At 48.2% G+C, this 24,836-nt stretch carries 35 protein-coding genes, 1 tRNA gene and 2 pseudogenes; 1 reads left to right on the forward strand and 37 read right to left on the reverse strand.

What is annotated here, in order from left to right; all coding sequences use genetic code 11:
* Positions 1 to 54: 54 nt before the first annotated feature.
* The 5 genes and pseudogenes from truB to nusA form a co-directional block, all read right to left on the reverse strand.
* A complete protein-coding gene (gene truB, locus HXT29_RS04310; protein ID WP_422118309.1) occupies positions 55 to 1,158 on the reverse strand; it encodes a tRNA pseudouridine(55) synthase TruB in 1,104 nt (367 codons plus the stop codon).
* A gap of 48 nt (positions 1,159 to 1,206) precedes the next feature.
* Positions 1,207 to 1,749, reverse strand: coding sequence for a 30S ribosome-binding factor RbfA (rbfA, locus tag HXT29_RS04315; RefSeq protein WP_422118310.1), 543 nt, complete (start codon positions 1,747 to 1,749; stop codon positions 1,207 to 1,209).
* A gap of 2 nt (positions 1,750 to 1,751) precedes the next feature.
* Positions 1,752 to 4,283, reverse strand: a pseudogene (gene infB / locus HXT29_RS04320) (translation initiation factor IF-2); the annotation flags it as partial.
* A 176-nt stretch (positions 4,284 to 4,459) separates the two neighbouring features.
* Positions 4,460 to 4,607 (reverse strand): annotated as a pseudogene (locus HXT29_RS04325) (translation initiation factor IF-2 N-terminal domain-containing protein); the annotation flags it as partial.
* 319 nt (positions 4,608 to 4,926) lie between these two features.
* Positions 4,927 to 6,009 (reverse strand): transcription termination factor NusA, encoded by a 1,083-nt coding sequence (gene nusA / locus HXT29_RS04330; RefSeq protein ID WP_004105450.1) that lies wholly within the window; start codon positions 6,007 to 6,009, stop codon positions 4,927 to 4,929.
* A 171-nt stretch (positions 6,010 to 6,180) separates the two neighbouring features.
* Between nusA and HXT29_RS04335 the strand changes: the two genes are divergently transcribed.
* A complete protein-coding gene (locus HXT29_RS04335; protein WP_004105452.1) occupies positions 6,181 to 7,182 on the forward strand; it encodes a hypothetical protein in 1,002 nt (333 codons plus the stop codon).
* 269 nt (positions 7,183 to 7,451) lie between these two features.
* Here HXT29_RS04335 and HXT29_RS04340 read toward each other — a convergent pair.
* The 32 genes from HXT29_RS04340 to rpsJ form a co-directional block, all read right to left on the reverse strand.
* A tRNA-Ser gene (locus HXT29_RS04340) sits at positions 7,452 to 7,537 on the reverse strand.
* A gap of 92 nt (positions 7,538 to 7,629) precedes the next feature.
* The gene (gene truA, locus HXT29_RS04345; protein ID WP_421789152.1) at positions 7,630 to 8,535 is read right to left on the reverse strand and encodes a tRNA pseudouridine(38-40) synthase TruA; all 906 of its coding nucleotides are present in this window, start codon (positions 8,533 to 8,535) and stop codon (positions 7,630 to 7,632) included.
* Between the two features lie 28 nt (positions 8,536 to 8,563).
* Complete coding sequence (locus HXT29_RS04350) at positions 8,564 to 9,802, reverse strand: Mbeg1-like protein (protein ID WP_004105456.1); 1,239 nt, start codon at positions 9,800 to 9,802, stop codon at positions 8,564 to 8,566.
* Positions 9,803 to 9,931: 129 nt separating this feature from the next.
* The gene (gene rplQ / locus HXT29_RS04355; RefSeq protein WP_004129014.1) at positions 9,932 to 10,366 is read right to left on the reverse strand and encodes a 50S ribosomal protein L17; all 435 of its coding nucleotides are present in this window, start codon (positions 10,364 to 10,366) and stop codon (positions 9,932 to 9,934) included.
* Positions 10,367 to 10,443: 77 nt separating this feature from the next.
* Positions 10,444 to 11,439 carry a DNA-directed RNA polymerase subunit alpha gene (locus tag HXT29_RS04360; protein WP_004574084.1) on the reverse strand — a complete coding sequence of 332 codons (996 nt, stop codon included), beginning with the start codon at positions 11,437 to 11,439 and terminating at the stop codon, positions 10,444 to 10,446.
* A 79-nt stretch (positions 11,440 to 11,518) separates the two neighbouring features.
* On the reverse strand, positions 11,519 to 11,917 hold the full coding sequence (gene rpsK, locus HXT29_RS04365; protein ID WP_004105468.1) for a 30S ribosomal protein S11: 399 nt from the start codon (positions 11,915 to 11,917) through the stop codon (positions 11,519 to 11,521).
* 83 nt (positions 11,918 to 12,000) lie between these two features.
* Entirely contained in the window at positions 12,001 to 12,378 is a 378-nt protein-coding gene (rpsM, locus tag HXT29_RS04370; RefSeq protein ID WP_004105472.1) for a 30S ribosomal protein S13, read from the reverse strand.
* 144 nt (positions 12,379 to 12,522) lie between these two features.
* On the reverse strand, positions 12,523 to 12,636 hold the full coding sequence (rpmJ, locus tag HXT29_RS04375; protein WP_003842636.1) for a 50S ribosomal protein L36: 114 nt from the start codon (positions 12,634 to 12,636) through the stop codon (positions 12,523 to 12,525).
* Between the two features lie 20 nt (positions 12,637 to 12,656).
* The gene (gene infA, locus HXT29_RS04380) at positions 12,657 to 12,875 is read right to left on the reverse strand and encodes a translation initiation factor IF-1 (RefSeq protein ID WP_004105485.1); all 219 of its coding nucleotides are present in this window, start codon (positions 12,873 to 12,875) and stop codon (positions 12,657 to 12,659) included.
* Between the two features lie 142 nt (positions 12,876 to 13,017).
* On the reverse strand, positions 13,018 to 13,578 hold the full coding sequence (locus HXT29_RS04385; RefSeq protein ID WP_004574085.1) for an adenylate kinase: 561 nt from the start codon (positions 13,576 to 13,578) through the stop codon (positions 13,018 to 13,020).
* A 28-nt stretch (positions 13,579 to 13,606) separates the two neighbouring features.
* Entirely contained in the window at positions 13,607 to 14,950 is a 1,344-nt protein-coding gene (secY, locus tag HXT29_RS04390) for a preprotein translocase subunit SecY (RefSeq protein WP_004574086.1), read from the reverse strand.
* Positions 14,951 to 15,145: 195 nt separating this feature from the next.
* Positions 15,146 to 15,601, reverse strand: a complete 456-nt coding sequence (gene rplO / locus HXT29_RS04395; protein ID WP_004105490.1) for a 50S ribosomal protein L15 — start codon at positions 15,599 to 15,601, stop codon at positions 15,146 to 15,148.
* Positions 15,602 to 15,603: 2 nt separating this feature from the next.
* Positions 15,604 to 15,786, reverse strand: coding sequence for a 50S ribosomal protein L30 (gene rpmD, locus HXT29_RS04400; protein WP_004105491.1), 183 nt, complete (start codon positions 15,784 to 15,786; stop codon positions 15,604 to 15,606).
* A complete protein-coding gene (rpsE, locus tag HXT29_RS04405; protein WP_004574087.1) occupies positions 15,786 to 16,514 on the reverse strand; it encodes a 30S ribosomal protein S5 in 729 nt (242 codons plus the stop codon). The genes rpmD and rpsE overlap by 1 nt, the downstream gene beginning before the upstream one ends.
* On the reverse strand, positions 16,511 to 16,882 hold the full coding sequence (gene rplR, locus HXT29_RS04410) for a 50S ribosomal protein L18 (protein ID WP_004109670.1): 372 nt from the start codon (positions 16,880 to 16,882) through the stop codon (positions 16,511 to 16,513). The genes rpsE and rplR overlap by 4 nt, the downstream gene beginning before the upstream one ends.
* Before the next feature lies 1 nt (position 16,883).
* Positions 16,884 to 17,423 carry a 50S ribosomal protein L6 gene (rplF, locus tag HXT29_RS04415; protein WP_004105494.1) on the reverse strand — a complete coding sequence of 180 codons (540 nt, stop codon included), beginning with the start codon at positions 17,421 to 17,423 and terminating at the stop codon, positions 16,884 to 16,886.
* A 16-nt stretch (positions 17,424 to 17,439) separates the two neighbouring features.
* Positions 17,440 to 17,838 (reverse strand): 30S ribosomal protein S8, encoded by a 399-nt coding sequence (gene rpsH, locus HXT29_RS04420; protein WP_004105495.1) that lies wholly within the window; start codon positions 17,836 to 17,838, stop codon positions 17,440 to 17,442.
* 86 nt (positions 17,839 to 17,924) lie between these two features.
* Positions 17,925 to 18,110, reverse strand: a complete 186-nt coding sequence (locus HXT29_RS04425; RefSeq protein WP_003808046.1) for a type Z 30S ribosomal protein S14 — start codon at positions 18,108 to 18,110, stop codon at positions 17,925 to 17,927.
* A gap of 1 nt (position 18,111) precedes the next feature.
* The gene (gene rplE, locus HXT29_RS04430; RefSeq protein ID WP_004109679.1) at positions 18,112 to 18,684 is read right to left on the reverse strand and encodes a 50S ribosomal protein L5; all 573 of its coding nucleotides are present in this window, start codon (positions 18,682 to 18,684) and stop codon (positions 18,112 to 18,114) included.
* Positions 18,681 to 19,016 carry a 50S ribosomal protein L24 gene (gene rplX, locus HXT29_RS04435; protein WP_004105501.1) on the reverse strand — a complete coding sequence of 112 codons (336 nt, stop codon included), beginning with the start codon at positions 19,014 to 19,016 and terminating at the stop codon, positions 18,681 to 18,683. Before rplX ends, rplE begins: the two co-directional genes overlap by 4 nt.
* A 1-nt stretch (position 19,017) precedes the next feature.
* Positions 19,018 to 19,386 carry a 50S ribosomal protein L14 gene (gene rplN / locus HXT29_RS04440; protein WP_004574089.1) on the reverse strand — a complete coding sequence of 123 codons (369 nt, stop codon included), beginning with the start codon at positions 19,384 to 19,386 and terminating at the stop codon, positions 19,018 to 19,020.
* A 91-nt stretch (positions 19,387 to 19,477) separates the two neighbouring features.
* A complete protein-coding gene (gene rpsQ / locus HXT29_RS04445) occupies positions 19,478 to 19,744 on the reverse strand; it encodes a 30S ribosomal protein S17 (protein ID WP_004114365.1) in 267 nt (88 codons plus the stop codon).
* A 2-nt stretch (positions 19,745 to 19,746) separates the two neighbouring features.
* Positions 19,747 to 19,998: a 50S ribosomal protein L29 gene (rpmC, locus tag HXT29_RS04450; protein WP_004105502.1), complete on the reverse strand. Its 252-nt coding sequence runs from the start codon at positions 19,996 to 19,998 to the stop codon at positions 19,747 to 19,749.
* On the reverse strand, positions 19,998 to 20,417 hold the full coding sequence (gene rplP, locus HXT29_RS04455) for a 50S ribosomal protein L16 (protein ID WP_004109684.1): 420 nt from the start codon (positions 20,415 to 20,417) through the stop codon (positions 19,998 to 20,000). Before rplP ends, rpmC begins: the two co-directional genes overlap by 1 nt.
* 4 nt (positions 20,418 to 20,421) lie before the next feature.
* Complete coding sequence (gene rpsC / locus HXT29_RS04460) at positions 20,422 to 21,240, reverse strand: 30S ribosomal protein S3 (protein WP_004574090.1); 819 nt, start codon at positions 21,238 to 21,240, stop codon at positions 20,422 to 20,424.
* A gap of 2 nt (positions 21,241 to 21,242) precedes the next feature.
* Complete coding sequence (gene rplV, locus HXT29_RS04465) at positions 21,243 to 21,602, reverse strand: 50S ribosomal protein L22 (protein ID WP_004105510.1); 360 nt, start codon at positions 21,600 to 21,602, stop codon at positions 21,243 to 21,245.
* Between the two features lie 16 nt (positions 21,603 to 21,618).
* Positions 21,619 to 21,897 (reverse strand): 30S ribosomal protein S19, encoded by a 279-nt coding sequence (gene rpsS / locus HXT29_RS04470; protein ID WP_004114357.1) that lies wholly within the window; start codon positions 21,895 to 21,897, stop codon positions 21,619 to 21,621.
* 15 nt (positions 21,898 to 21,912) lie between these two features.
* Complete coding sequence (gene rplB / locus HXT29_RS04475) at positions 21,913 to 22,743, reverse strand: 50S ribosomal protein L2 (protein ID WP_004574091.1); 831 nt, start codon at positions 22,741 to 22,743, stop codon at positions 21,913 to 21,915.
* 34 nt (positions 22,744 to 22,777) lie between these two features.
* Positions 22,778 to 23,074, reverse strand: coding sequence for a 50S ribosomal protein L23 (rplW, locus tag HXT29_RS04480; protein ID WP_004105515.1), 297 nt, complete (start codon positions 23,072 to 23,074; stop codon positions 22,778 to 22,780).
* 5 nt (positions 23,075 to 23,079) lie between these two features.
* On the reverse strand, positions 23,080 to 23,745 hold the full coding sequence (rplD, locus tag HXT29_RS04485; protein ID WP_004105517.1) for a 50S ribosomal protein L4: 666 nt from the start codon (positions 23,743 to 23,745) through the stop codon (positions 23,080 to 23,082).
* Between the two features lie 5 nt (positions 23,746 to 23,750).
* On the reverse strand, positions 23,751 to 24,401 hold the full coding sequence (rplC, locus tag HXT29_RS04490; RefSeq protein WP_004105519.1) for a 50S ribosomal protein L3: 651 nt from the start codon (positions 24,399 to 24,401) through the stop codon (positions 23,751 to 23,753).
* Between the two features lie 16 nt (positions 24,402 to 24,417).
* Positions 24,418 to 24,726: a 30S ribosomal protein S10 gene (gene rpsJ / locus HXT29_RS04495; RefSeq protein WP_003808013.1), complete on the reverse strand. Its 309-nt coding sequence runs from the start codon at positions 24,724 to 24,726 to the stop codon at positions 24,418 to 24,420.
* Between the last annotated feature and the right edge of the window lie 110 nt (positions 24,727 to 24,836).

Raw genomic sequence — 24,836 nt, forward strand, 5'->3', positions numbered from 1 at the left:
GCGTTCAAGCATTACTCAAGCAAACTACGCAAAATACGCAAAATACGCAATTCGTTATTTTAAATACTTATCTAGTTTACCAGTCTTCTCGCTTGCCGGAAATACCACAATTGGTTTGATTTGATTACTTTTTATATTTTTTGTCAATTCAACTACTGCAACAACGTCACATTCCTCAGTATTTGCGTTTGAAACGTACGCTATTGCAGGATAATTTTCGTAATTTATGCCAGATTTAAGCTCAATCCAGCGCCCAAAACGTAAGTCTTTAGCTTGATTCTCATCAATGCTTAAAGTTGGAAGCGAATGCGAAGCTGCATCCATCATATTTAAGCAAATTTTAGGAAGCATATTATTTGCGTCAAAATCGTCACTAGGAACTGCTTTTGAGCGATGCTGCAATACTCCATTGCGATCAGTAAATTCTCGCATTTGCGAGCGAAGTTTAAGAACTCGCGAATCAGTAACCGAAAAATCACCAACGCTAGTGCGACGAAGCTGAGTAAGATGTCCACCAACTCCTAGTAAGCGACCTAAATCACGAGCTAAAGCGCGAATATATGTTCCACTACTGCAAGAAACTTTTGCAGATATATCGCATACGAGTTTCCCACTCACTCCCCTAGCAATTCGAGGATTACTCACTGAAAAATCACTAACAAATATCTCTCTAGGAGCAATCTCTACTGATTTTCCTTCGCGCGCTAAATCATAAGCGCGTTGACCATTAATTTTAATAGCAGAAAAAGCAGTAGGAGCTTGCATAATTTTGCCTACTAAATTTTCGCTAACAACTTGCTTAATTCGCTCAAAAGACAGTGACTTTTCAAAAGACATGTCTTTATTAGCGACGTGAACCCCCGGACCTATATTTAATGCGTCATCCGGAAGAATTTCACCTTCTGCATCATCAGTAGTAGTTGCTTCTCCTAAGCGGATTACTGCTTCATAGGTTTTATCATGCCCCAACATGTAATTTAAAAGTCGCGTTGCGTTGCCAAAACCTATGATTAGCAATCCTGTTGCCATAGGATCAAGCGTTCCTGCGTGCCCAACTCGTTTTGTATGCAACAAATGACGAGCGCATGCAACAATATCGTGACTTGTAACGCCCTGAGGCTTATCTACAAGCAGTAATCCTGAATCTGGTATGCACATAAGTTAAATCTAGCTACTATACGATTCACATTGAGTTTGCTTTGAGATTTAATTGTTGTCAGACGATTCAGACGTGTCTTCAAAGTCGCCCTCTTCAAAGTCATCGTCGTCGTCAAAATCGTCGTCGTCATCGAAATCATCGTCAGATTCTTCAACTTCGCGTGGCTTCTTATACGGATCGACATCGCCAGCATACTTAGCATTTTCACGCAACTTAGCTAATTCTTCATCACGATGACGAGCTGCAACAAGAATATCCTCAATTTCGTGCGCTTCAGACGGCACTTCGTCATAAATAAATTGCAATTGAGGAGTCAAACGCAATCCAGCTTTTGCACCGACCAAAGAGCGCAGTCGACCGTGAGCCTGCTGCAAAGCTTGTGCTGCACGCTGACGCTCGCCCTGCTCTTTGCCTTCGTGACCAAGTTGAGTCCAGTAAACCTTTGCAATTTGCAAATCGTTCGTAACGCGCACTTCCGTAATAGTTACACTCGCCAAACGCTTATCATGCAAATGCGATTCCATATTGGAAGCGATTACGCGCTGAATTAATGCTGCAATACGTGCAGCTCTAGGATTCGTTCCTGCCATAATTACTTGCGCTCAATCTGCTTCATTTCAAAGGTTTCGATTATATCGCCAAGCTCAATGTCATTAAAGCTGCCGAGATTAATACCAGCTTCATAACCTTCGCTAACGGATTGCACGTCATCCTTAAACCTACGCAAGCTGGAAATCTCCAAGTCGTTGACTGTAGCAACGCCGTCGCGCAAAATACGGCACTTCGTACCGCGCTTGACTTCGCCATCTTGAACCATAACACCAGCAATATTGCCGAACTTGGAAGAACGGAAGATTTCGCGAATCTCAGAGTGAGAAGTGACAACCTCTTCAAATTCTGGCTTAAGCATACCCTTCAAAGCAGCTTCGATATCTTCGATTGCCTTGTAAATAACCGAGTAGTACTTAACTTCCACGCCTTCACGCTCAGCCAAATCAGCAACCTGACGGTTTGGACGCACGTTGAATCCAATAATCACAGCCTTATCGACAGTTGCCAAGTTCACATCATTCTGAGTAATTGCACCAACACCGCGGTGAATAACCTGGATGCCAACTTCCTCAGAGACCTCAATCTTCATCAAGGAATCTTCCAAAGCTTCAACAGAACCAGAAGAATCGCCCTTAATAACGATGTTCAGCATGTCAACTTCAGACTTAGCGAACTGTTCCTTAAGGCTTTCAAGAGACACAACCTTGCGACGCTTAGCAAGCTGAGCTGCACGCTCTGTAGCTGCGCGCTTTTCAGCAATTTGACGAGCAGAACGGTCGTCCGAAGTAACCAAGAACAAGTCGCCAGCGGTTGGAACAGAGGTCAAACCAAGCACCTGAACAGGAGTGGAAGGAGCCGCATCCTGCAAATGCTTGCCGTTCTCGTCGAGCATAGCGCGCACACGACCATAAGAAGTGCCAGCAACAATAGAATCACCGACGTGAAGAGTACCTTGCTGCACAAGAACAGTAGCAACAGCACCACGACCCTTATCGAGTCGAGCTTCGATAGTTGCACCGCGAGCATCCATATTTGGATTTGCTTTAGGATCAAGCTCAGCGTCAGCAGTCAACAACACAGCTTCAAGAAGCTTATCGACGTTCGTGCCCTGCTTTGCAGAAATATCCACAAACATGGTGTCTCCACCGTAATCTTCAGCAACTAAACCGTATTCTGTAAGCTGACCGCGAACCTTATCTGGGTTAGCATCTTCAACATCAATCTTGTTCACAGCCACAACAATTGGCACATGAGCAGCTTGAGCGTGGTTAATAGCTTCAACAGTCTGAGGCATCACGCCGTCGTCTGCTGCAACAACAAGAATTGCAACGTCTGTAAGCTCAGCACCGCGAGCACGCATAGCAGTAAACGCTTCGTGGCCTGGAGTATCGAGGAACGTAATCTTACGAGGCTTTCCTTCAAGATTTACAGTTACTTGATAAGCACCGATGCGCTGAGTAATGCCACCTGCTTCGCGATCGATAACATTCGACTTACGAATGGTATCAAGCAAGCGAGTTTTACCGTGATCGACGTGACCCATAACTGTTACTACAGGCGGACGAGACTGCAAATCGTCATCTTCTTGCAGCTCTTCTTCGTCCAAATCGATGTCAAACTGCTGCAAAAGCTCTTTATCTTCTTCTTCAGCAGAAACAATGCTGATATTCCAGCCAATTTCTTCACCCAAAATTTGGAATGTCGACTCATCCAAAGATTGTGTAGCTGTTGCCATCTCACCCAAGTGGAAGAGAACAGTTACCAAAGCTGCTGGATTTACATCGATCTTTTCTGCCAAATCAGAAAGAGTTGCGCCTTGACGCAAGCGAATCGTAGCGCCGTTACCAGAAGGAATACGCACACCGCCAATCACTGGTGCTTTAAGCTCTTCGTATTCACGACGTTTCGCTAAGCGATTCTTACGAGCCTTAGAAGATTTACCACCTTGACGACCGAATGCGCCTGCAGCTCCTGCACGACCGCGACCGCCACTACGCGATGGACCACCATTAGGTGCGCCCGCTGCAGCAGCCTGGAAACTAGCTCCTTGAGACGCAAAACGAGATTCTGCAGATGGGCGAGAAGATGCACCGGAGCCTGCACCTGCGCCACCTTGACCGCGACGCTGACCCGACCACTGCGATGAGCGTGCGCCACCTTGACCAGAGCGACCGCCACGTGAGCGACCACCGCGTTCTGCACGTTCACCACGCGAACCTTGAGCTCCAGAGCCACCTTGACCCGGACGACCACCGCGGCCATTTTCAGCGCCAGGACGAGACATCGGATGAGGACGTGGAATATCTCCAGGTGTAGGAGCACGCATACCTTGCTTACGGCTAAACGGATTATTACCAGGACGTGGAGCAGATGCACCTGCACCTTGTGCATTCTGGTGCGGACGAGGGCGAGGAGGCATCTGTGAACGATCTGAGTGAGATTGACCTTGAGCTTGCTGTCGCGATTCGCCGCGATTATCATTGCGGCGATCATTTTTTCTATTTTCGCCGGCAGACGCATTAGAACGCGAAGTATTGTTTGAACGAGTATGATTTGCACCCGGCTTTGGAGCAAAATGAGAAGCTGTGTTATGCACAGGCTGGTTAGCAGAAGAGCCAGCTACAGAATCACTGTGTGACGAATCTTTAGCTTGAGGTTTAGCCTGCGGCTTAGCTTGAGGCTTAGCTTTTGGCGCAGCAGGCTTACTTGCACTAGATGCCTTTTCGGACTTATTTCCGTCAGATGCTAACGCTGTTTGCAAACGACGGACTACTGGAGCCTCAACTGTTGAAGAAGCAGACTTAACAAATTCACCCATGCTCTTCAAACGCTCCAACACGGTTTTACTGTCTACACCAAATTCTTTGGCCAGTTCATACACGCGCTTTTTAACCACTCAGTGTTCTCCTCTGTCTGTGGCAGCGCTAGTACACGCGACCACTTTACATTATTGCGAGCTTATTATTTATTATCGTGCGATATATCATCGTGCGACCATGATCTTATACCTCGTCTCCCGCCGGACGATGGCGATTGCCTTTCGCCCAGATTCCAGCTTTTAGCATACTCGAAACGTTGGATTGGCTCGAGTGTCGCCAAACGCTGCACGAGAGACTACTTTATTTGCACACCACTAGCAAAATAAACAATCAAGAAGTGCTAAACATTGCGGAAATATCAATCTAAAAAATATTTAGCACTTCTCAATTAACAATCTATTCAGCAGCAGATGCGTTATTATTCAAATCAACTGAAGCAGGCTGAGCATTTTGTGCTTGAGCTGCAGCAACCTTCTTAGCATGCTCTTCCGCAGACTCAATACCAATCTTCCAACCAGTCAACTTTGCAGCCAAACGAGCGTTCTGACCTTCTTTACCAATAGCAAGAGAAAGCTGAGCATCATGAATAAAAGCAACTGCAGTTTGATTCTTTTCACTCACTACTTGCACTTGTGTAGCAGTAGCAGGCGAAAGAGCAGCAGCAACAAACTTTGCTGGATCAGACGACCAATCCACAATATCAATCTTCTCTTGACCCAAGTTTTCCATTACAGCACGCACGCGTGAACCGCCAGGACCAATTAAAGCACCCTTTGGATTCACACCTTCAGTATTAGCTCTAACAGCAATCTTTGTGCGAGCACCGGCTTCACGCGCAATCGACATAATAGAAACTGCTCCAGAAACAAGTTCCGGCACTTCTCGCTCAAAAAGACGACGAACTAATTCAGGATGTGAACGTGAAACAACAATTTCTGGACCACGCAGACCGCGAGCAACATTTACAACATATACGCGAATACGCTCGCCATGGCGGTAACGTTCACCTGGAACCTGCTCGCGACGCGGCAAAATAGCTTCAACGTCTCCAACAGCAACGTGGATGTTAGTGTTATCTTTTGCGTCTTGTTGAATGATGCCGTTAATAAGCTTGCCTTTTTGACCAGAAAACGCACCAAATACGCGGTCATCTTCAGCTTTACGGAAAATTTGACTAATAACTTGACGAGCCGTCGCAGCAGCTAAACGACCAAAATCACGTGGAGTATCGTCATACTCCTCTCCCAGCGTTGGGGCTGGATACGGGTTATCTTCAGTAGGTTTACCAGGAATTTCATCCCTAGCCCACACAGTGAACGAACCTGCACGTTCGTCCAATTCAACTCGCACATGCTTTGCAGGATGAGCGGTTTTCATATACGCAAGACGCAAGGCCTCGGCGAGCGCCTCGTCCAGCTCCTCGGCATTAATCCCCTGCTGTGCCGCAAGCTGATGCATTCCCGCCAAATCCAATTCCATCGCGCACGTCCTCTCGTTATAACGCATTAATTTATGATTATTAATTGTAACTATTAGAGCACACTTATTTTTTTCTTCTAACAACAGTTAGCTTTAATTGTTACAGACTTAGAACAAATACCAAATTAATAAATCGATATTGGTCACAGTCAGTGGCTATTTTAGTAGATTATGCAGACACTTTATGTTTTGTTAAATGATATGCACAAACAAGTAAAACGCAGTATTGCCAGAGCACTCGTGCTTCTTATATGCGTTTTAATATCTCCACTCTTAACCGCTTGCGGAACATTGCAAAACATTCATGTCGAGCATACAGTTCACACAGCAGCTCCAGAAAATGCATGTGCTAAAGCATACAGGCTTGCGCAAAAAAGGCAGCGCGAAATCAAAAAGAACCAGAATAACACATCCCTTAAGGATTTTGAAACCGCAGCGAAATATTGGAAAACTGTCGCTCAGCAATGCCCAGGAAGATTAAGCGAAAGCATTGTATACAGCACGCAAGCTCAATGGGAAATGCTTTCAAAGAAAAATAGTGACGAAAATTCAAATAATGTAAGCAATAAAAGCGGAAACGAAAGCTCAGAAAATACAAAAACTACAACAGCGCAACAAATGGAGCACGATTCATACGCGAATCTTATCGAAGTAATAAATCATTACAAAAACTTCAAATGGACACATCAGCCCTTGGCTCAAGCTGCAGAAGCTGAAGACAAACTTGCTTTTATTTTACAGACACTAGCAGCGCGAAAAGAGCAAAATATTGCATTGGAATACAGCGATATGGCGTCGACAAATGCTCAAACTCTTATGCGAGCTGCAGGAGAAGGAACAGACTTGCGCAAAAAAGTTTACGATATTCCTCAAGAGACGTTAGAAAGCGGAAAAACACATGATTCAGTAAACGGAAAAGATCTGCCGATTACCGCTATAGCTTACATGGATTGCGCTAGAGAAGAACTAGCTGCTTTTAATCAAATAATAACGATTACGTCAAAAAATAATAATGCATCCGAGAATAACGTTACTGCAAAAAGCGATGATAACGATTCTGTAATGCGCGCCCAACAAACTCTTAAAAATGCAATTGTGCAATTAATCACATCTAGACTGTTAAGAGCTTATGAGCTTGGGTATCCTACTGATGCAAAACTTATTTTGAAGTAAAACTTAAACTTAGTGCTTTTAGCCTATACGGCATTCCCCTTTACACACAAAACAGGACTTGACTTCAAACGCGAGATAAGTTGCGCACGTTTGGAGCAATTTCCAAAACAAAACGCTCCAAACGCGAGAGAAAGTTCGCGCGGATTACGCGCTTGCTGCTGAGCTTGCGCGGAAATACACTAGTCTGCCCTGCCTGCGTCTTTATTGACGCAAGCTCGGCGAATTAAAAAAGCCTAAAGCAATTTACAGCTTTAGGCTTGGTTAATTCGCGGATGAAGCGAGATTCGAACTCGCGGAGGAGTTTACCCTCACACGCTTTCGAGGCGTGCTCCTTAGACCGCTCGGACATTCATCCACTTGCGATTTGTCGCACTGCAAGCGCGCACAAACGCAACTTTTCAATTGTAAACCATGCCGCGAATATAAAATCCATGGTGCGTTGAAACGTTATAACTCAGACGAATCACGGCGAGCGCGAATTTTTTCAGCGCGAGAAGCAAGCTCCTCATCAGGAGGATAAGCTACATATTCCAATGTCAATCCATGAGGATCAATTGGACCCGTCGAGCCTTCACGAAGAGGAACATTAATCTTTTCCTCAAACCAATCAAGAGAACGCTTTCCACAACCAATTTGCACACAAGCTTGCACAAGAGAACGCACCATATTGTGCGCAAAAGCATCAGCGACAATAGTAAATTCAAGCAAACTTTGTTCAATAGGAAGAACAAATCCAGTACTATTCTGCGCATCCTTTGACCCAACTCTGTGCCATCGAGCCTGCTTAACTTTGCGAATAGTAGTTCCGCCAGGATTCGGCTTAGCAAATGAGCCAAAATCATGCAAACCAACCATAAGACGCGCAGCCTGATTCATAGCATCAATATCAAGCTCTGAATCAAAACGCAAAACAAAGCCGCGCATACGAGGATCATATTTAGCTTTGCAATACCCATCAGCAATACGATACACATATGTGCGCTCTAGCGCAGAAAATCTAGCATCAAAGCCATAAGGCGCAACACTAACCTTGTGTATAACAATATCCTGCGCAAGAACGTGCCTCAGCCTATACTCCAACGCACTAACACCATCTAAACCAGTATGCCCTATGCAACGTTGCAATGTTTCATCTGAAATATCTAAATGACACACTTGATGAGATGCGTGAACGCCAGTATCCGTACGACCAGCAACAGTAAGACGCAACGATTCAGTAGGATCATTTTCCGGGACACGCAAAACCATATGCAATGCTGCTTCAATATCACCTTGAACAGTGCGCAAAGTAGGCTGCTTAGCCCAACCATAAAATCCGCCGCCGTCATAAGCCAAATCCAAGCGAAGTCGCATTTAAAAACCTTTCCAAACAGACTTTACACTAGCTTTTCTTATCCGAACCGCCCACAAGCGCAAAAGCGCTCATAACACTACGAATCAGCTCATGAGTCTTTGAATCCATATGCATCGCAACCTTCAATAATTTAGGAACAACTTCCGACCAATGCAAAGACATTTCATCAAAAGTTGGGTAACCCAAATTACTAAAAATCTTATAAACAGCGTCAATCCTGCGCTTGCGCTCTTCAAACGGCAAATTCATCATCCACTCGTTCGCTGCCTTAGAAACTGCCAGCGCGCGCGGCGTTACGCAATCGCAGTAATCAAAATCGCCATTCTTAACTTGCCAATACATGCCAAAATGTTGCATTAAGCCAATAGAATCGGCAGTCGTGACTTTATACGGCACCCCAGTATCCATAATCAGTCCAATAAAAGCAGACTGCGGAACTACTTTTTCAATACGACTTGAAACATTCGCAAAAACGCTTGTATCCACTACATCAGACGCAAAACCAGGGCCGTCCATAGAATAAATTTTTGATACAAGGTCACCTAGTTTTTGACTTGTAGCATCTAAGCGCATAGCCGCATAAGCAGCCATGTTCCCACCTTTTGAATGACCGACAACAATAATATTTGAATTATTATTTTGCAAGTCTACGGAAGATTTTGAAAAGCGGGCAAAAAGTTTGTTCGCAAAAAGTTTATTAAAGAAGTTTTTATTAGAATAACGTTTGCTATATCTTTGCGCTACAGAAGTCAAATATTCAGCAGCAGATTCTTGCGCTGGCACTGGGCAGCGGAAAGCCATGTTGAAATCTTCTTTCCACCCAACAAGCGTATTATCAGTGCCACGATACGCAACAACAAGAGTATGAGGATTATCAATCCCCTCGCAATTGCTAAGATCAAAAGTAACTCCAGCAAACTGCTGTTCTAATGATTCGTCAATATTTGATTCATCAAACCTCTCAAGATACTCCCCTACGCGAATTCCCCTATACCTAGGGCTGGAAGCGACAGCAAGAAGCAGCTTCCTACGGAATTTATCTACTTTAGGAGCCCCAGAAGCAAACATTGACGAATAGTCTTCTATTCTAAGCAATTCGTTAATAGATACAGTCGAAATATTCTTTGGATTATCGCAATATTTTGGCACGGAAGTTGGCATATTTATATAAGATAGCTCGCACAAAATCAGCGCATCCACGGCATTAAACTTGCGCTGAGCGAAGGTAGAGAAATCGTTGCGCAACAAATCAATAATATTCGGCATAACTTAATAATAATACAAATAAAAAACGAGCCGAGGAACTAACCTCGACTCGTCTTAGCAATTCTTTAAGAAGCGATTAAACGCTTGCTTTAAGATTCACTTTACCGATGCGTAAAGCTGGAATATAAACTACTCGGCAGCTTCTTCTTTAGCTGCAACCTTAGTAGCTGCTTCAGCTTCCTTCACAACAGCCTTCTTTGGGCTTACTGGCTCAGTCACGAGCTCAATAATTGCCTGAGGAGCGGTATCACCACGACGTGGAGCAATCTTCACGATGCGGGTGTAACCACCTTCACGCTGCTTCATCTGCTCAGCAATCTGAGTGAAAAGCACGTGAACCACGGACTTGTTGCGAATTACACGCAACACACGACGACGCGAATGTAAATCGCCACGCTTAGCGAATGAAATCAAACGCTCAGCAAGCGGACGAAGACGCTTTGCCTTTGGCAACGTCGTTACGATACGACCGTGCTGGAAGAGGCTGGTCGCCATATTGGCCAGCATCAGGCGCTCATGAGCCGGGCTAGAAGCCAGACGAGGGCCTTGTTTCGGTGTAGGCATTATTACTCCTTATTGTCGCATCGCTCAGGTGGGCATCAACCCGAACATCCGAACGTTACGACGATTGCAGGCGGAACTTACTCGTCTTCAGGCGAGAAGAAAGTGCCACCTTCGAGATTATTGGCGTCGAAGCCAATCGGTGAAGCCTTCAAAGACAGACCCATTGCCTGCAACTTCTCTTTAACTTCATCGATGGATTTCATGCCGAAATTACGAATATCGAGCAAATCCTGCTCAGTGTGAACTACCAGTTCGCCGACTGTATGAATACCCTCACGCTTCAAGCAATTATAGCTACGCTGAGTAAAATTCATATCTTCAATCGGTATAGCCAACTGAGAATCAGCTTCATCATGAGTTGGCGCTGGACCAACTTCAACACCTTCAGCATCAACGTTAAGCTCACGGCAAAGACCGAAAAGCTCAACTAAAGTCGAGCCTGCAGATGCAACTGCATCACGCGGTGTAATAGCTGGCTTGGTTTCCACATCCAGGATGAGCTTATCGAAGTCCGTGCGCTGTTCCACGCGGGTAGCTTCGACCTTATAGCTCACCTTCAAAACTGGTGAGTAGATCGAATCCACAGGAATGCGGCCGATTTCGCTGTTCTCCTGCTTGTTCATCTGAGCTGGCACGTAGCCGCGACCGCGTTCAACAGTAAACTCAATTTCAAGTTCACCATCTTCTGCGAGTGTAGCAATATGCAAGTCAGGGTTAGCAATAGTAACACCGGCTGGAGGAGTAATATCTCCAGCAGTGGCTTCACCTTTACCATTCTTGCGCAAATACATCACTACAGGCTCGTCGTACTCACTCGTGAGCACGATGCCCTTGATGTTCAGCAGAATTTCAGTGACATCTTCTTCAACACCTGGCAGAGTCGTAAACTCATGCAGAGCTCCAGAGATGCGAACCGAAGTAACGGCAGCACCTGGAATAGAGCTTAACAAGGTACGACGCAGCGAATTGCCGAGAGTGTAGCCAAAACCTGGTTCCAGCGGCTCAATAGTAAAGCGAGAACGCTGGGGATTCAGTGATTCCTCGGTAAGTGTCGGACGCTGTGCGATAAGCACTTTGGTATCCTTTCAGCTTCTGGTCGGTGGTGCACTCGCCGCCCATAAGCGGGTTGGATGGATGGATTCGTAAGAGTGCTCAGACGCGGCGACGCTTTGGTGGACGTACGCCGTTATGCGCTTGCGGGGTAACGTCGGTAATAGAACCAACTTCGAGACCCGCGGACTGGAGGGAACGGATAGCGGTTTCACGACCGGAACCTGGACCCTTAACAAACACGTCGACCTTCTTGAGGCCATGCTCCATTGCCTTGCGTGCGGCAGACTCAGCAGCCATACCTGCAGCGTAAGGAGTCGACTTACGGGAACCCTTAAAGCCGACATCACCGCCGGAAGCCCAAGAAAGGACTGCACCGGATGGATCGGTAATGGAGATAATCGTGTTATTGAATGTTGATTTAATATGCGCCTGCCCAACCGGCACCGACTTGCGGTCCCGGCGACGCGGCTTGCGCGAGGCTTGCTTTGCAGCTGCCATTGACCCTCGTTTCCTAATGACGAATGAGTTGGTATGTCTAGACGATGGAAATATATCCGTGGCCTAGAGCCGACCACCGACTACTATCGGGTGGCCTTCTTCTTCCCGGCGACAGTACGCTTCGGACCCTTGCGAGTACGAGCATTAGTCTTGGTACGCTGACCACGCACAGGAAGACCCTTGCGATGACGCTGGCCTTGATAGCAGTTGATCTGAATCTTACGACGGATGTCAGCGTCGATCTCACGACGCAAATCGCCTTCAATCTTGTAATTGGCCTCAAGATAATCACGCAAGGTGATCAGCTGTTCATCCGTAAGATCCTTGACGCGAGTGTCCGGATTAACACCGGTCGCGGCAAGCGTTTCCTTAGCGCGAGTACGACCAACACCAAAAATGTAGGTGAGGGCAATCTCAATGCGCTTCTCATTGGGAATATCTACTCCGGCAAGACGTGCCATTGTAATTCCTTTACTGTTACGCAGGTCGTGCACCAAGTCTTCCGCATTAATAGAAATTAAATGCGGCCTGGGCCTGCGCACCCAGGGTTCAGCTTCTGCTGTGACTTAGCGCCTTATTCTTTGTATTCCGCGATGGAAATCTGCTCAGCCCTGACGCTGCTTATGACGTGGGTTAATGCAGATCACCATGACGCGGCCGTGACGGCGGATCACGCGGCAGTTTTCGCAGATCCTCTTCACGCTAGGGCTGACCTTCATGGTTTTCCTTTGCTTGTACCTTACTTATAACGGTACGTAATACGCCCACGATTCAGATCGTAAGGGCTCATCTCTAGCACTACACGATCCTGAGGAAGAATGCGAATATAATTTTTACGCATCTTACCAGAGATCGTAGCTAAAACAATGTGCTCATTCTCAAGCTGAACGCGAAACATCGCATTTGGTAGTGCTTCTACTACCGTGCCTTCGACTTCAATCACACCGTCTTTTGCCATGAGCCTCGTTCCGTTCCTTGGGCATACTACTTTGCGCATCCGAAGACACGCCAATCTTCTATAATACAGTAAATGCGTCCCATTCAACACTCGGCGTGTCGAATAGAACGCATCTTACTTTTTAAATTTAAAAACGCACTACTTAATTAAGTGATTCAACAATGCGATTATTGATTTCCTTAATATCTCCAACGCCATCTACTTCAACCAACTGACCGCGGCTATCATAAATATCAAGCAATGGAGCTGTTTCTTTCTCATACGTTTCCAAACGCTTAGCAATTACTTCTGGAGTATCGTCAGAACGGCCTTGCTCCACTGCACGCTTTTGCATGCGTTCGAGCAAAACATCGCGCTCAGCCTCGAGAGCCACAACGTGATCAAGAGGAGTGCCAAGCTCTTCCAACATACGATCTAAAGCTTGAACCTGAGAAGCGTTGCGAGGATAACCGTCGAGAATCCAACCACTCTTTGCATCATCTTGAGCAAGACGATCCTTAACAATGTTGTTAGTTAGCTCATCTGGAACCAACTCGCCCTTGTCAAGATATCCCTGAACCTGTTTTCCAAGCTCAGTATGATTCTTAAGGTTATAGCGGAAAATATCACCAGTAGAAATCGCTGGAATGCCATAATGCTCACTTAACAAAGCGGCCTGAGTGCCTTTTCCAACGCCCTGTGGACCCATAATTAGTAATCGCATATTCATCTCCTTGGCTCGCTAACTGTAGTTACTTAGATACTTGCTTTTGCTCATCATGCTTGAACAAGAAACCAGCATACTGGAATTGTTCAGTCTGAGCCTTTGCTTGACGCAACGTATCCAAACCAACGCCAGCAATAATCAAAATTGTTGTACCACCGAATGGCAATTTTGTATTCAAATGCAAAGCCATAATCAAAACGGTAGGAATCAATGCAACAAAGAGCAAATAAATAGCACCGACAGTATTCAACCTGTTCATAACATAGCTAAGATAATGACTTGTAGCACTACCAGCACGAATACCTGGTATGAAGCCACCATACTCTTTCATGTTATCTGCAGTCTCATCAGGATTAAAAGTAATCTCTGTGTAGAAGAAGCAGAAGAACACAATCATTACTGTGTAAAACGCAATATACCAAGCAGAAGTGGAATTAGCCAAATTAGCTTCAATCCAATTCACCCAAGCCTTGCTCTTATCTCCAAACTGGGCAATAAGAGTAGGAACAGCAAGAATTGACGAAGCAAAGATTGGTGGAATAACACCACTCATATTCACCTTTAATGGCAAATAAGTCGAAGAGCCACCATACATTTTTCGGCCAATCATGCGGCGCGTATACTGCACAGGAATACGACGTTGAGCAAGCTCAACAAAGTCAACAAATATGAGGATAACAATCAAAACGCCACCAACAATAGCGAACTTATTCCAATCGCCATTAGAACCGTTGGTGCCCCAACCAATTTCCCAAAGCTTTGGCAAGAAGCCAGAGCAAATAGACATAAAGATTAAGACAGACATGCCTTGACCGATACCCTTATCGGTGATGAGTTCTGCCATCCACATAATAAGACCAGTACCGCCAGTCATGATCAAAACCATGACAATAAGGCTCCACATGCTTCCGTCTGGAATAATATTATTTCCGCACTGATAATTAAACAAAGCACCCGTACGTGCTGTTACCAAAATCGTAGTAGATTGCAAAATTGCCAATCCAATAGTTAGATAACGCGTGTACTGCGTAAGCTTTGTTTCTCCAGACTGACCTTCCTTATGAAGAGCTTCAAAGCGAGGAATAACCACGCGCAAAAGCTGAATCACAATGGAAGCAGTGATGTAAGGCATAACTCCCAAAGCAAAAATAGAAAGCTGCAACAGCGAGCCACCTGAGAACAAGTTAACTAACCCAATAAAGTTCTCGCTCGATGAAGCTAATTTAACAGTGCAAGCATGCACAACTTTATAGTCCACACCCGGAATCGGAATAAATGAACCAATACGATAAATAATTATCATAGCGAAGACGAAGAGGATCTTGTTCCTCAACTCCTTCGTCCTGAAGGCCTGGATTAACGTTTTCACCTGGGTCTTCCTCCCTTTTTTCGCGCACTCCTAGGCGCAACAGTGCAAAAAACAAACTCTGAGGCAATAGTTTAACCCACGGTACCTACTGAAATAGGTTATTGGTGAGTTTTGGTGATAAAAATAGTCCCTCTAGACAATGCTAGAGGGACTATCACAGATTTATAACTGCATCAAGCTTTAAGTAGCCTTTAACTACTCTTCGCTGATGGAGCCGCCGGCAGCCTCAACCTTTGCCTTAGCAGAAGCAGAAGCTTTCATACCCTTAAGAGTCAAGGCAACAGTCAATTCACCATCACCAAGAACCTTTACAGGATAGCCATCACGTACAGCGCCCTTAGTAATAAGGTCAGCTACAGTAACCTCGCCACCCTTTGGGAAAAGTTCAGCAAGATCTGCAACGTTGACGACTTGGAATTCCTTCTTGAAAGGACTCTTGAAGCCACGCAACTTAGGCAAGCGCATGTACAGTGGGAGCTGGCCACCTTCGAAGCCAGGACGAACCTGATAACGCTTCTTTGTGCCCTTATCACCACGACCTGAGGTCTTACCCTTAGAGCCTTCACCACGACCTACACGGATGCGATCCTTCTTAGCTCCTGGAGCTGGACGCAACGTGTGCATATGCAGCATTGGTTCTTCGTTAGCCATAATCAGTCGACCTCCTCGACGCTCACCAAGTGGCGAACGGCCATAACCAAGCCACGATTGACGGGGGTGTCCTCGCGAACTACGCTGTGACCAATCTTATGAAGGCCGAGCGTATGAACATTCGCGCGCTGGCGCTCAGTTGTATGAACTAAACCATGCACCAGAGTGATCTTCAAATTTGACATCACTCACCATCCTTTGCTTCAGATGCCTTGGCGGCCTGAGCTTCTTCGCGAGCCTTGCGAGCTTCGGCAATGCCGGCAGCACGCTCACGGAGCAAAGCATCAGGAGCGACTTCCTCAAGAGAAAGACCACGACGAGCAGAAATCTCTTCTGGCTCTTCGAGCTTCTTCAAAGCGTCCACAGTAGCACGCACTACGTTTACAGCAGTTGCAGAGCCCATGGACTTGGTGAGGATGTCCGTAATGCCGGCGCATTCCATAACAGCGCGCACAGCACCACCAGCAATTACACCAGTACCTGGAGCAGCTGGACGGAGCAACACAGTACCAGCAGCATCGTGACCGAGCACTGGATGAGTGACGGTACCACGAATGCGTGGAACAGTGAACATATGCTTCTTAGCGTCAAGCTGACCCTTAGCAATAGCAGCTGGAACTTCGCGAGACTTGCCGTAACCAACACCAACAGTGCCCTTACCGTCGCCAACAACAACAAGTGCTGCAAAGCTAAAGGTACGACCACCCTTGTGGGTCTTGGAAACACGGTTAATAGTAACTACGCGATCCAGAAGCTCTTCGCCACGGTTTTCTTCACGACGATTACGACGTTCGCCGCGTTTACCCTCGCCCTTGTTACGGCGAGAACGACGATCATCGTTACGCTCCTCAGCGGATGCCTGAGTGTTCTGAGTTTCTTCAGCCACTTGGGTTTCCTTTTCGTTGTCGCTCACAGTGCCAGACCTCCCTGACGGGCGCCTTCAGCCACTGCTGCGACGCGACCATGATATTTGTTACCGCCACGGTCGAAGACTACAGCGGTGATACCCGCTTCCTTCGCCTTAGCCGCTACTAATTCGCCAACCTTGGTTGCAGCTTCAGTCTTCGTGCCAGTGAAACCAGCGAAGTCAGCAGTCAAAGTGGAAGCGCTTACCAAAGTAATTCCCTTGGTATCATCCACAATCTGAGCAACCATATGACGGTTAGAACGGGAAACAACTAAACGAGGACGTTCAGATGTGCCGGCAATGTGCTTACGAAGACGGGCGTGACGACGCAAACGTGCGACTTTGGTACCCTTACCGAAAATCTTAACGCTCATATCACTTACCAGCCTTTCCAGCCTTGCGCAGGATACGTTCATCGGTGTACTTAATACCCTTACCCTTGTAAGGTTCTGGAGCACGAAGCTTACGAATGTTAGCAGCAACCTGACCAACAGTCTGCTTATCGGTGCCCTTTACGATTACCTGGTTAGGATTTGGCAACTCGAACTCAATACCTGCCGGTGGTTGAACGGTAATAGTGTGAGAATAACCGAGCGAGAACTCAATGCCCTTGCCCTTCATCACTGCACGATAACCGGTACCGACAATATCCAAAGTCTTGGTGTAGCCGTCATGCACACCCTTCACCATAGAAGCAACAATTGCGCGAGCCAAACCATGCTTTGCACGAGTTGGGCGCAAATCGTCAACTGGAGTCAGAACAATCTGATTGTCAGCGACTGCTGCGGTGATTCCCTCTGGAATTTCATAAGAATCAGAACCCTTAGCGCCTTTGACGCTGAAGGACTGACCTTCAATCTTTACTTCCACGCCTGCAGGAATGTCGACGGGGAGCTTACCAATATGCGATGCCATCTTCAGCTCTCCTTTCTCACCATACGTAGGCGACGATTTCGCCGCCAATGCCTCGATCGAGGCATTCCTTCTGAGTCAACAATCCCGAGCTGGTCGAGATAATAGCAATACCGAGGCCACCAAGAGGCATTGGCAAAGCATCAGACTTTGCGTAACGACGCAAGCCTGGCTTAGAAATGCGCTTGATGCCTTGGATAGAACGCTGGCCATTGGAGCCATACTTCAACGTAATTTCCAACGTCTGTCCAACCTTAGCTTCCTTAGCAGCGAAGTCCTTAATATAGCCTTCGTGCTTCAGAATCTCGGCGATATTCGCCTTGAATTTGGAGTACGGCATTTCCACGGTATCGTGCTTTGCCGCGCTCGCATTACGCAGACGTGTCAACATGTCTGCGATTGGATCTGTCATTGTCATGTGGGCTAACGCCCTTTCTCGCCGTGGTTTCCACCGCCTCTATATGAGAACTTTGTCTTCAAGCAGTGGACCTTCAGCGTCGATATTTACCAACTGGACTTCGTAACACCCGGCAACTCACCGCGATGAGCCTTCTCACGAAGGCAGATGCGGCACAGACCGAACTTGCGATACACGGAGTGAGGACGACCACAAACCTGGCAACGCGTATAAGCGCGTACCTTGAACTTCGGCTTGGCGGCCGCCTTGTTTTTCAGAGCGGTTTTTGCCATTTCAGTTCTCCTTGAATGGGAAACCGAGGTGCTTAAGCAAAGACTTGGCCTCCACATCGTCCTTGGTGGTAGTCACCACGGTGATGTCCATACCACGCTGATGATCAATCGAGTCAGGATCGATCTCATGGAACATAGACTGTTCCGTAAGACCAAAGTTGTAATTACCCTGACCGTCAAACTGGTTGCCATTGATACCACGGAAATCGCGGATACGAGGCAAAGCCAGAGTGAGCAAACGATCCAAGAATTCCCACATACGATCGCCACGAAGAGTTACGTAAGCACCGATAGCCTGACCTTCGCGCAAATGGAACTGAGCGACAGACTTCTTTGCCTTAGTTACCTTTGGCTTCTGGCCGGCAATCAAAGTGAGATCCTTAATCGCACCTTCGATGAGCTTAGAATCACGAGCTGCAGCGCCGACGCCCATAGAGACGACAACCTTCTGCACGCGAGCCACCTGCATAGGATTAGTGTGGCCGAATTCTTTCTCCAAGGCTGGTACGATTTCATCCTTGTATTGTTGCTTTAAGCGCGGAGTTGCCGGCAACTCAACTGTAGTATCGGTCATGCCAGCTCCTTTCCGGACTTCTTGGCGACACGCACGCGCACGGTCTTAACCTTGCCGTCACGAGCCTCTTGCTTAACAATCACGCCAACGCGTGTAGGCTGCTTGGTCTCTGGATCAATAACCATCACATTAGAGCGATGGATTGGAGCCTCAACCGAAACAATGCCCGCCTGCTGACCCTGCTGGGTGGCGCGAACGTGCTTCTTAACGACCTGAACGCCTTCTACGATCAAACGGTCATCGGCTAGTACACGAACTACTTTGCCTTCCTTACCGCGATCCTTGCCGCGAATGACCTTCACCTGGTCGCCGGACTTAATCTTGGCTACCATATCAGATCACCTCCGGAGCAAGGGACACAATCTTCATGAAGCGCTGATCGCGCAATTCACGACCGACTGGTCCGAAGATACGAGTGCCTTTTGGTTCACGACCGGAGCCGAGAATTACGGCGGCGTTCTCATCGAACTTAATATAGGAACCATCGACACGGCGATGTTCCTTGACAGTACGGACGACGACAGCCTTAACTACGTCGCCTTTCTTGACCGACCCGCCAGGGATCGCGTCCTTGACGGAGGCGACGATGATGTCGCCGATGCCGGCATAGCGTCGCTTCGATCCACCGAGCACGCGGATGGCAAGTAACTCCTTAGCACCCGTGTTGTCGGCGACATGAAGCCGCGTTTCCTGCTGAATCATTGATTCTCCTTAGCCGAGCTGGTTCTCCCCACTCACCTGTGTCTACCACAGTAGCAGACACAGGTGAAGCGCGGAGCCTTGCCGAACTTGTTTACTTGGCGCGCTCGATAATCGAGTCGAGACGCCAACGCTTGGTCTTGCTCAGTGGCCGAGTTTCCATAATACTCACGAGGTCGCCAATATGTGCCTCATTGTGTTCATCATGGGCTTTGACCTTGCGGGTGGAGCGAACGACTTTACCGTAAAGCGGGTGTGTCGAACGCTGCTCCAGCTCAACGGCGATTGTCTTGTCCATGGCCTCGGACACGACGTAGCCGCGACGAACCTTGCGGAAGTTGCGCTCTTGGTTCTCAGCCATGCTTACTTCTCCTTGACCTCAGTGGCGCCAGGCTCTTGGCTGATGCCGAGTTCACGCTCACGCAGGATAGTATACATCCTGGCAATGTCGTGCTTGACCGCCTTGAGGCGAGCGCTGTTTTCGAGTTGACCAGTTGCTGCCTGGAAGCGCAAGTTAAATAGCTCTTCCTTAGACTTCTTCAAGAAGCCTTCGATCTCAGCATTTGTCTTCTCGTTCAAATTCTTGATGGTGTAGTCTGCAGTTCCGACTGGCATCAGATGTCACCGCCTTCACGCGCAATAACACGGCATTTCATTGGGAGCTTATCGATAGCGCGGCGCAAAGCCTCGCGAGCGATGTCCTCAGAAACACCACCGATCTCGAACATTACGCGTCCTGGGTGGATGTTGGCAATCCAGAATTCTGGAGCACCCTTACCGGAACCCATTCGCGCACCAAGCGGGTGCTTGGTTAATGGACGATCTGGGAAGATCGTAATCCACACACGACCGCCACGCTTAATGTAGCGAGTCATTGCGATACGAGCTGCCTCGATCTGTCGGTTAGTGATGTAAGCCGGAGCCAGCGCCTGAATACCAAAATCGCCGAAAGCGATCTCGGTGCCACCCTTAGACATGCCGCTACGGGTAGGACGGTGCTGCTTACGATATTTAGTCCTCTTTGGGATAAGCATCTGCTCACTCCTTCGTTTCCGTTGCGGCAGGAGCTTCAGCAGCTGCAGCTTCAGCTGGCTTTTCAGCCTGTGCTTCAGCAGCCTTCTGCTGGTTAGCAGGACGTGCGCCACGACGTGGACGACGATCGCCACCACGACGACCTTCACGCTTACCCTGCTGAGCCTGCTGCTCTTCGAACTCACGCTCGGTCATATCACCCTTGTAGATCCAGACCTTTACGCCGATACGGCCGTATGTGGTCTTAGCTTCAAAGAAGCCGTAATCAATCAAGGCACGAAGAGTCTGCAGTGGAACGCGACCCTCGCGATAGAACTCAGAGCGGCTCATTTCGGCGCCACCAAGGCGACCGGAGAGCTTGATACGGATACCCTTGGCACCTGCACGCATTGCATCTTGCTGTGCCTTACGCATAGCACGACGGAATGTAACACGGTTTGTCAACTGCTCCGCAATTCCCTGAGCAACCAACTGAGCGTCAAGTGCAGCATTCTTCACTTCGAAGATGTTGAGCTGTACTTGCTTGCCTGTGAGCTTCTCGAGCTTTGCGCGAACGCGCTCAGCTTCAGCGCCACGACGACCGATGATAATACCCGGACGAGCAGTGTGAATATCTACACGAACGCGATCACGAGTGCGCTCGATAACGATACGAGATACGCCAGCACGCTCGAGGTCATGGCTCATTTCCTTGCGAATCTTGTCATCCTCAAGGACGAAGTCACGATAACGCTCGCCAGCTTTGTTGGAGTCAGAGAACCACTTAGAGCGATGATTCTCGGTGATGCCCAGGCGATAGCCGAAAGGATTGATCTTCTGACCCATCTTTAGCGGGCTCCTTCCTTAAGCGAGACGATAACAGTGATATGGCTTGTGCGCTTGTTAATGCGCGCAGCGCGACCCTGTGCACGAGCACGGAAACGCTTAAGCGTTACACCCTCGTCCACATAGGTTTCCTTGATGACCAAGTCCTGCTCACGGAATGGTTCACCGGCTTTTTCAGCCTTAACGCGAGCGTTAGCGATCGCGCTTTCAAGAACCTTGCGCACCGGCAATGATGCGTCCTGAGGAGCAAACTTCAAAATGGTAATAGCTTCGCTTGCACGCTTGCCTCGGATGAGGTCGACCATGCGGCGAGCCTTGCGCGGCGTCACGCGGACGTGACGAGCGATTGCTTTAGCTTCCATGTGTCCTAACTCTCCTTTAGCGGCGTGCCTTTTTGTCGTCCTTCACGTGACCCTTAAAGGTCTTGGTCGGGGCGAACTCACCGAGCTTATGACCAACCATGGCTTCGGTAACGAATACCGGCACATGCTTGCGGCCATCATGTACGGCAAAGGTGTGTCCAATGAAATCAGGAGTGATCATCGAACGACGCGACCAAGTCTTAATGACATTGTGCGTACCCTTGTCGTTTTGCTCGTCGACTTTCTTCTGCAAGTGGGCGTCGACGAAAGGGCCCTTCTTGATGCTACGAGTCATCTATTCGACACTCCCTTACTTGCGGTTCTTACCATTCGGGCGACGACGAACAATCATCTTGTTCGAAGCCTTCTTTGGACGACGTGTACGAACCTCGCCCTTGCCCCATGGAGAAACTGGTGGCTTACCACCACGGGTGCGACCACCATGTGGATGGTCCACAGGGTTCATGGATTCGCCTCGGGTGATTGGTCTACGACCAAGCCAACGTGCGCGACCTGCCTTACCAAGCTCGATATTGGCGTGATCGGAGTTACCTACTTCGCCAACAGTAGCGCGGCAACGAGCGTCCACGTTACGAATTTCGCCAGACGGCATACGCAACTGCGCATAAGCACCATCCTTAGCGACGAGCTGAACAGCGGCACCAGCGGAACGAGCAATCTTCGCACCACCAAGTGGACGAAGTTCAATTGCGTGAACCACGGTACCGGTTGGGATATTCTTCAGAGGCAGGTTGTTGCCTGGCTTAATATCAGCCTGAGCGCCGGTCTCAATAACATCACCCTGGGCAACGCCTTCAGGAGCGATAATGTAACGCTTCTCACCGTCTGCGTAATGCAACAAAGCGATGCGAGCGGAACGATTAGGGTCATACTCAATATGAGCGACCTTTGCTGGCACGCCATCCTTGTCCCAACGCTTGAAGTCGATGAGACGATACTGACGCTTGTGACCGCCGCCGCGATGGCGAGAAGTCATGCGGCCGTAAGAGTTACGACCACCAGTCTTGCTGAGTTTGCGTACCAGCGACTTTTCAGGCGTAGAACGCGTGATCTCGGCAAAATCCGAAACCGAAGCGTTACGACGGCCTGCAGTCGTCGGCTTATAAACGCGGATAGCCATAATATAGTATTCCTTTACTTTTCTCGGCTAGCCTTCAGTTACCAAAGATGTCAATCGTTTGACCTTCAGCCACGGTGACAATAGCACGCTTCTGGTTCACACGACGGCCGAAACCGGTGCGAGAGCGCTTCAACTTGCCAGCGCGGTTCAAAGTGTTAACGTTTGTCACCTTGACCTTGAAGATTTCTTCGATAGCCTGCTTGATCTGAACCTTGTTAGCATCTGGAGCCACTACGAAAGTGTACTGACCACGATCAGAAGCTGCGTAACTTTTTTCAGAAACAACTGGCTTAAGAATTACGTCATGTGCTGGGTTATGGACTGCGACCATTTAAATCAGGCCTCCTTAACGACAGGCTCGGTCTTAGCAGCAACGAAGGCTTCGAAGCCTTCCTTGGAGAAGACGACGTACTGAGCTGTAACAACATCGTAAGTGTTGAGCTGATCAGCGAAGATCACGTGAACAGTTGGAATGTTGCGTACAGACATCCACTCATTGATGTTCTCACGAGAAAGAACAACAGTAGTGAATTGGTTATTGGTCACAGGAGTAAGTGCTGCAACAGCTGTCTTGGTGGATGGAACATCCTTAATACCAAAGTCAACTACAGCAATACGTCCAGCATTTGCACGATCCGAAAGAACGTAGCGAAGAGCAGCTGCCTTCATCTTCTTCGGGGTGCGCTGATCGTACTTACGAGGAACTGGACCGTGAACAACGCCACCATGTACCCACTGAGGAGCACGAATGGAACCCTGGCGAGCACGACCGGTGCCCTTCTGCTTCCATGGCTTCTTACCGCCGCCGGAAACATTAGCACGATTCTTCACAGCATGGGTGCCCTGACGAGCAGCAGCAAGCTGAGCGATTACGACCTGATGAACCAGTGGACCGTGAGCTAAAACGTCTTCGTTGGAGATGCCGAAAATTTCAGCAGGAGCTTCAACGGTTCCGCTTGCATTGCCCTTAGTATCAGTGACGTTCAGAGTTACGTTTGCCATAATTATCAGGCTCCCTTCACTGCCGAACGGACGAGAACGATTGCGCCCTTAGGACCTGGAACAGCGCCCTTAATAGCGAGAATGCCGTTCTCGACATCCGAAGAAACGATTGTGAGGTTAAGCGCGGTGGAAGTCACATGACCCATGCGACCAGCCATACGCTTGCCCTTCAAAATGCGGCTTGGAGTTGCGCAAGCGCCCACAGAACCTGGGCGACGTTCGTTCTTGTGCGAGCCGTGAGTACGGCGATAGGACTTGAAGCCCCAACGCTTGATAGTGCCAGCAAAGCCCTTACCCTTGGTAGTGCCAGTGACATCTACTTCAGAACCCTCAGCGAACAATTCAGCAGTCAATTCCTGACCTGGCTGATAATCTGCTGCGTTCTCGGTGCGCACCTCAGCGAGGTGACGACGAGGAGTTACACCAGCCTTTGCAAAATGACCAGCCAATGGCTTAGTCACCTTGGTAGGATCAATCTGGCCATAACCGAGCTGTACTGCGCAATAGCCGTCAGACTCTACAGTCTTTACAGCGGTAACTACGTTAGTAGCAACTTCAACCAGAGTTACGGGGACGAAGAAGCCGTTTTCATCCCAAACCTGCGACATACCCAGCTTGCGGCCGAGCAATGCAGTGCGATTCTTATTCTGCGACATTACTTTCTCCCCCTTCCTACAGCTTGATCTCGATGTTTACATCCGCAGGCAGGTCAATGTGCATCAAAGAATCCACAGCCTTTGGCGTTGGATCTACGATGTCAATGAGGCGCTTATGAGTGCGCATCTCGAAATGCTCGCGAGAATCCTTGTATTTATGAGGAGAACGGATAACAACAAACACGTTCTTCTCGGTCGGCAGAGGAACCGGACCCACTACTGTGGCGCCCGCGTTCGTCACCGTCTCGACGATTTTCTTCGCCGATTGGTCGATGACCTCATGGTCATAGGACTTAAGCCTGATGCGGATTTTCTGTCCCGCCATTGCCGTCCGCCCTTTCTAGCGATTCGTTTACTGTTTACCAACCTGAATTCAAGGGCACCGGCGAGAATAAACCCCTAGGGTAATTCCACATCAGTGCGCGGCATCAAAAA

It is taken from the genome of Gardnerella sp. DNF00550 (genome assembly GCF_049262685.1).
GTDB lineage: Bacteria > Actinomycetota > Actinomycetes > Actinomycetales > Bifidobacteriaceae > Bifidobacterium > Bifidobacterium leopoldii.

Excerpts from the sequence above, each read along its gene's own strand:
- rpmC (WP_004105502.1), bottom strand. The coding sequence starts at position 19,998 with ATGCCAGTCGGAACTGCAGACTACACCATCAAGAATTTGAACGAGAAG.
- infA (WP_004105485.1), bottom strand. The coding sequence starts at position 12,875 with ATGGCAAAAGACGGTGTGATTGAAGTCGAAGGCACGGTAGTAGAAGCA.
- rplF (WP_004105494.1), bottom strand. The coding sequence starts at position 17,423 with ATGGCATCGCATATTGGTAAGCTCCCCGTCGACATTCCTGCAGGCGTG.
- rpmD (WP_004105491.1), bottom strand. The coding sequence starts at position 15,786 with ATGTCAAATTTGAAGATCACTCTGGTGCATGGTTTAGTTCATACAACT.
- truB (WP_422118309.1), bottom strand. The coding sequence starts at position 1,158 with ATGTGCATACCAGATTCAGGATTACTGCTTGTAGATAAGCCTCAGGGC.
- nusA (WP_004105450.1), bottom strand. The coding sequence starts at position 6,009 with ATGGAATTGGATTTGGCGGGAATGCATCAGCTTGCGGCACAGCAGGGG.
- HXT29_RS04350 (WP_004105456.1), bottom strand. The coding sequence starts at position 9,802 with ATGCCGAATATTATTGATTTGTTGCGCAACGATTTCTCTACCTTCGCT.
- rpsH (WP_004105495.1), bottom strand. The coding sequence starts at position 17,838 with ATGACAATGACAGATCCAATCGCAGACATGTTGACACGTCTGCGTAAT.
- truA (WP_421789152.1), bottom strand. The coding sequence starts at position 8,535 with ATGCGACTTCGCTTGGATTTGGCTTATGACGGCGGCGGATTTTATGGT.
- rpsQ (WP_004114365.1), bottom strand. The coding sequence starts at position 19,744 with ATGGCTGAGAACCAAGAGCGCAACTTCCGCAAGGTTCGTCGCGGCTAC.
- HXT29_RS04425 (WP_003808046.1), bottom strand. The coding sequence starts at position 18,110 with ATGGCAAAAACCGCTCTGAAAAACAAGGCGGCCGCCAAGCCGAAGTTC.
- rplD (WP_004105517.1), bottom strand. The coding sequence starts at position 23,745 with ATGGCAAACGTAACTCTGAACGTCACTGATACTAAGGGCAATGCAAGC.
- rpsC (WP_004574090.1), bottom strand. The coding sequence starts at position 21,240 with ATGGGTCAGAAGATCAATCCTTTCGGCTATCGCCTGGGCATCACCGAG.
- rplO (WP_004105490.1), bottom strand. The coding sequence starts at position 15,601 with ATGGCTAACGAAGAACCAATGCTGCATATGCACACGTTGCGTCCAGCT.
- rpsK (WP_004105468.1), bottom strand. The coding sequence starts at position 11,917 with ATGGCAGCTGCAAAGCAAGCCTCGCGCAAGCCGCGTCGCCGGGACCGC.
- rplC (WP_004105519.1), bottom strand. The coding sequence starts at position 24,401 with ATGTCGCAGAATAAGAATCGCACTGCATTGCTCGGCCGCAAGCTGGGT.
- rplN (WP_004574089.1), bottom strand. The coding sequence starts at position 19,386 with ATGATTCAGCAGGAAACGCGGCTTCATGTCGCCGACAACACGGGTGCT.
- HXT29_RS04335 (WP_004105452.1), top strand. The coding sequence starts at position 6,181 with ATGCAGACACTTTATGTTTTGTTAAATGATATGCACAAACAAGTAAAA.
- rpmJ (WP_003842636.1), bottom strand. The coding sequence starts at position 12,636 with ATGAAGGTCAGCCCTAGCGTGAAGAGGATCTGCGAAAACTGCCGCGTG.
- rplW (WP_004105515.1), bottom strand. The coding sequence starts at position 23,074 with ATGGTCGCAGTCCATAACCCAGCACATGACGTAATTCTTAAGCCAGTT.
- rplP (WP_004109684.1), bottom strand. The coding sequence starts at position 20,417 with ATGCTTATCCCAAAGAGGACTAAATATCGTAAGCAGCACCGTCCTACC.
- rplB (WP_004574091.1), bottom strand. The coding sequence starts at position 22,743 with ATGGCTATCCGCGTTTATAAGCCGACGACTGCAGGCCGTCGTAACGCT.
- rpsM (WP_004105472.1), bottom strand. The coding sequence starts at position 12,378 with ATGGCACGTCTTGCCGGAGTAGATATTCCCAATGAGAAGCGCATTGAG.
- rpsS (WP_004114357.1), bottom strand. The coding sequence starts at position 21,897 with ATGACTCGTAGCATCAAGAAGGGCCCTTTCGTCGACGCCCACTTGCAG.
- rpsJ (WP_003808013.1), bottom strand. The coding sequence starts at position 24,726 with ATGGCGGGACAGAAAATCCGCATCAGGCTTAAGTCCTATGACCATGAG.
- rplE (WP_004109679.1), bottom strand. The coding sequence starts at position 18,684 with ATGACCGATACTACAGTTGAGTTGCCGGCAACTCCGCGCTTAAAGCAA.
- rplR (WP_004109670.1), bottom strand. The coding sequence starts at position 16,882 with ATGAGCGTTAAGATTTTCGGTAAGGGTACCAAAGTCGCACGTTTGCGT.
- rbfA (WP_422118310.1), bottom strand. The coding sequence starts at position 1,749 with ATGGCAGGAACGAATCCTAGAGCTGCACGTATTGCAGCATTAATTCAG.
- rplX (WP_004105501.1), bottom strand. The coding sequence starts at position 19,016 with ATGGTAGCCAAGATTAAGTCCGGCGACCAGGTGAAGGTCATTCGCGGC.
- rplV (WP_004105510.1), bottom strand. The coding sequence starts at position 21,602 with ATGGAAGCTAAAGCAATCGCTCGTCACGTCCGCGTGACGCCGCGCAAG.
- rplQ (WP_004129014.1), bottom strand. The coding sequence starts at position 10,366 with ATGCCTACACCGAAACAAGGCCCTCGTCTGGCTTCTAGCCCGGCTCAT.
- HXT29_RS04385 (WP_004574085.1), bottom strand. The coding sequence starts at position 13,578 with ATGCGATTACTAATTATGGGTCCACAGGGCGTTGGAAAAGGCACTCAG.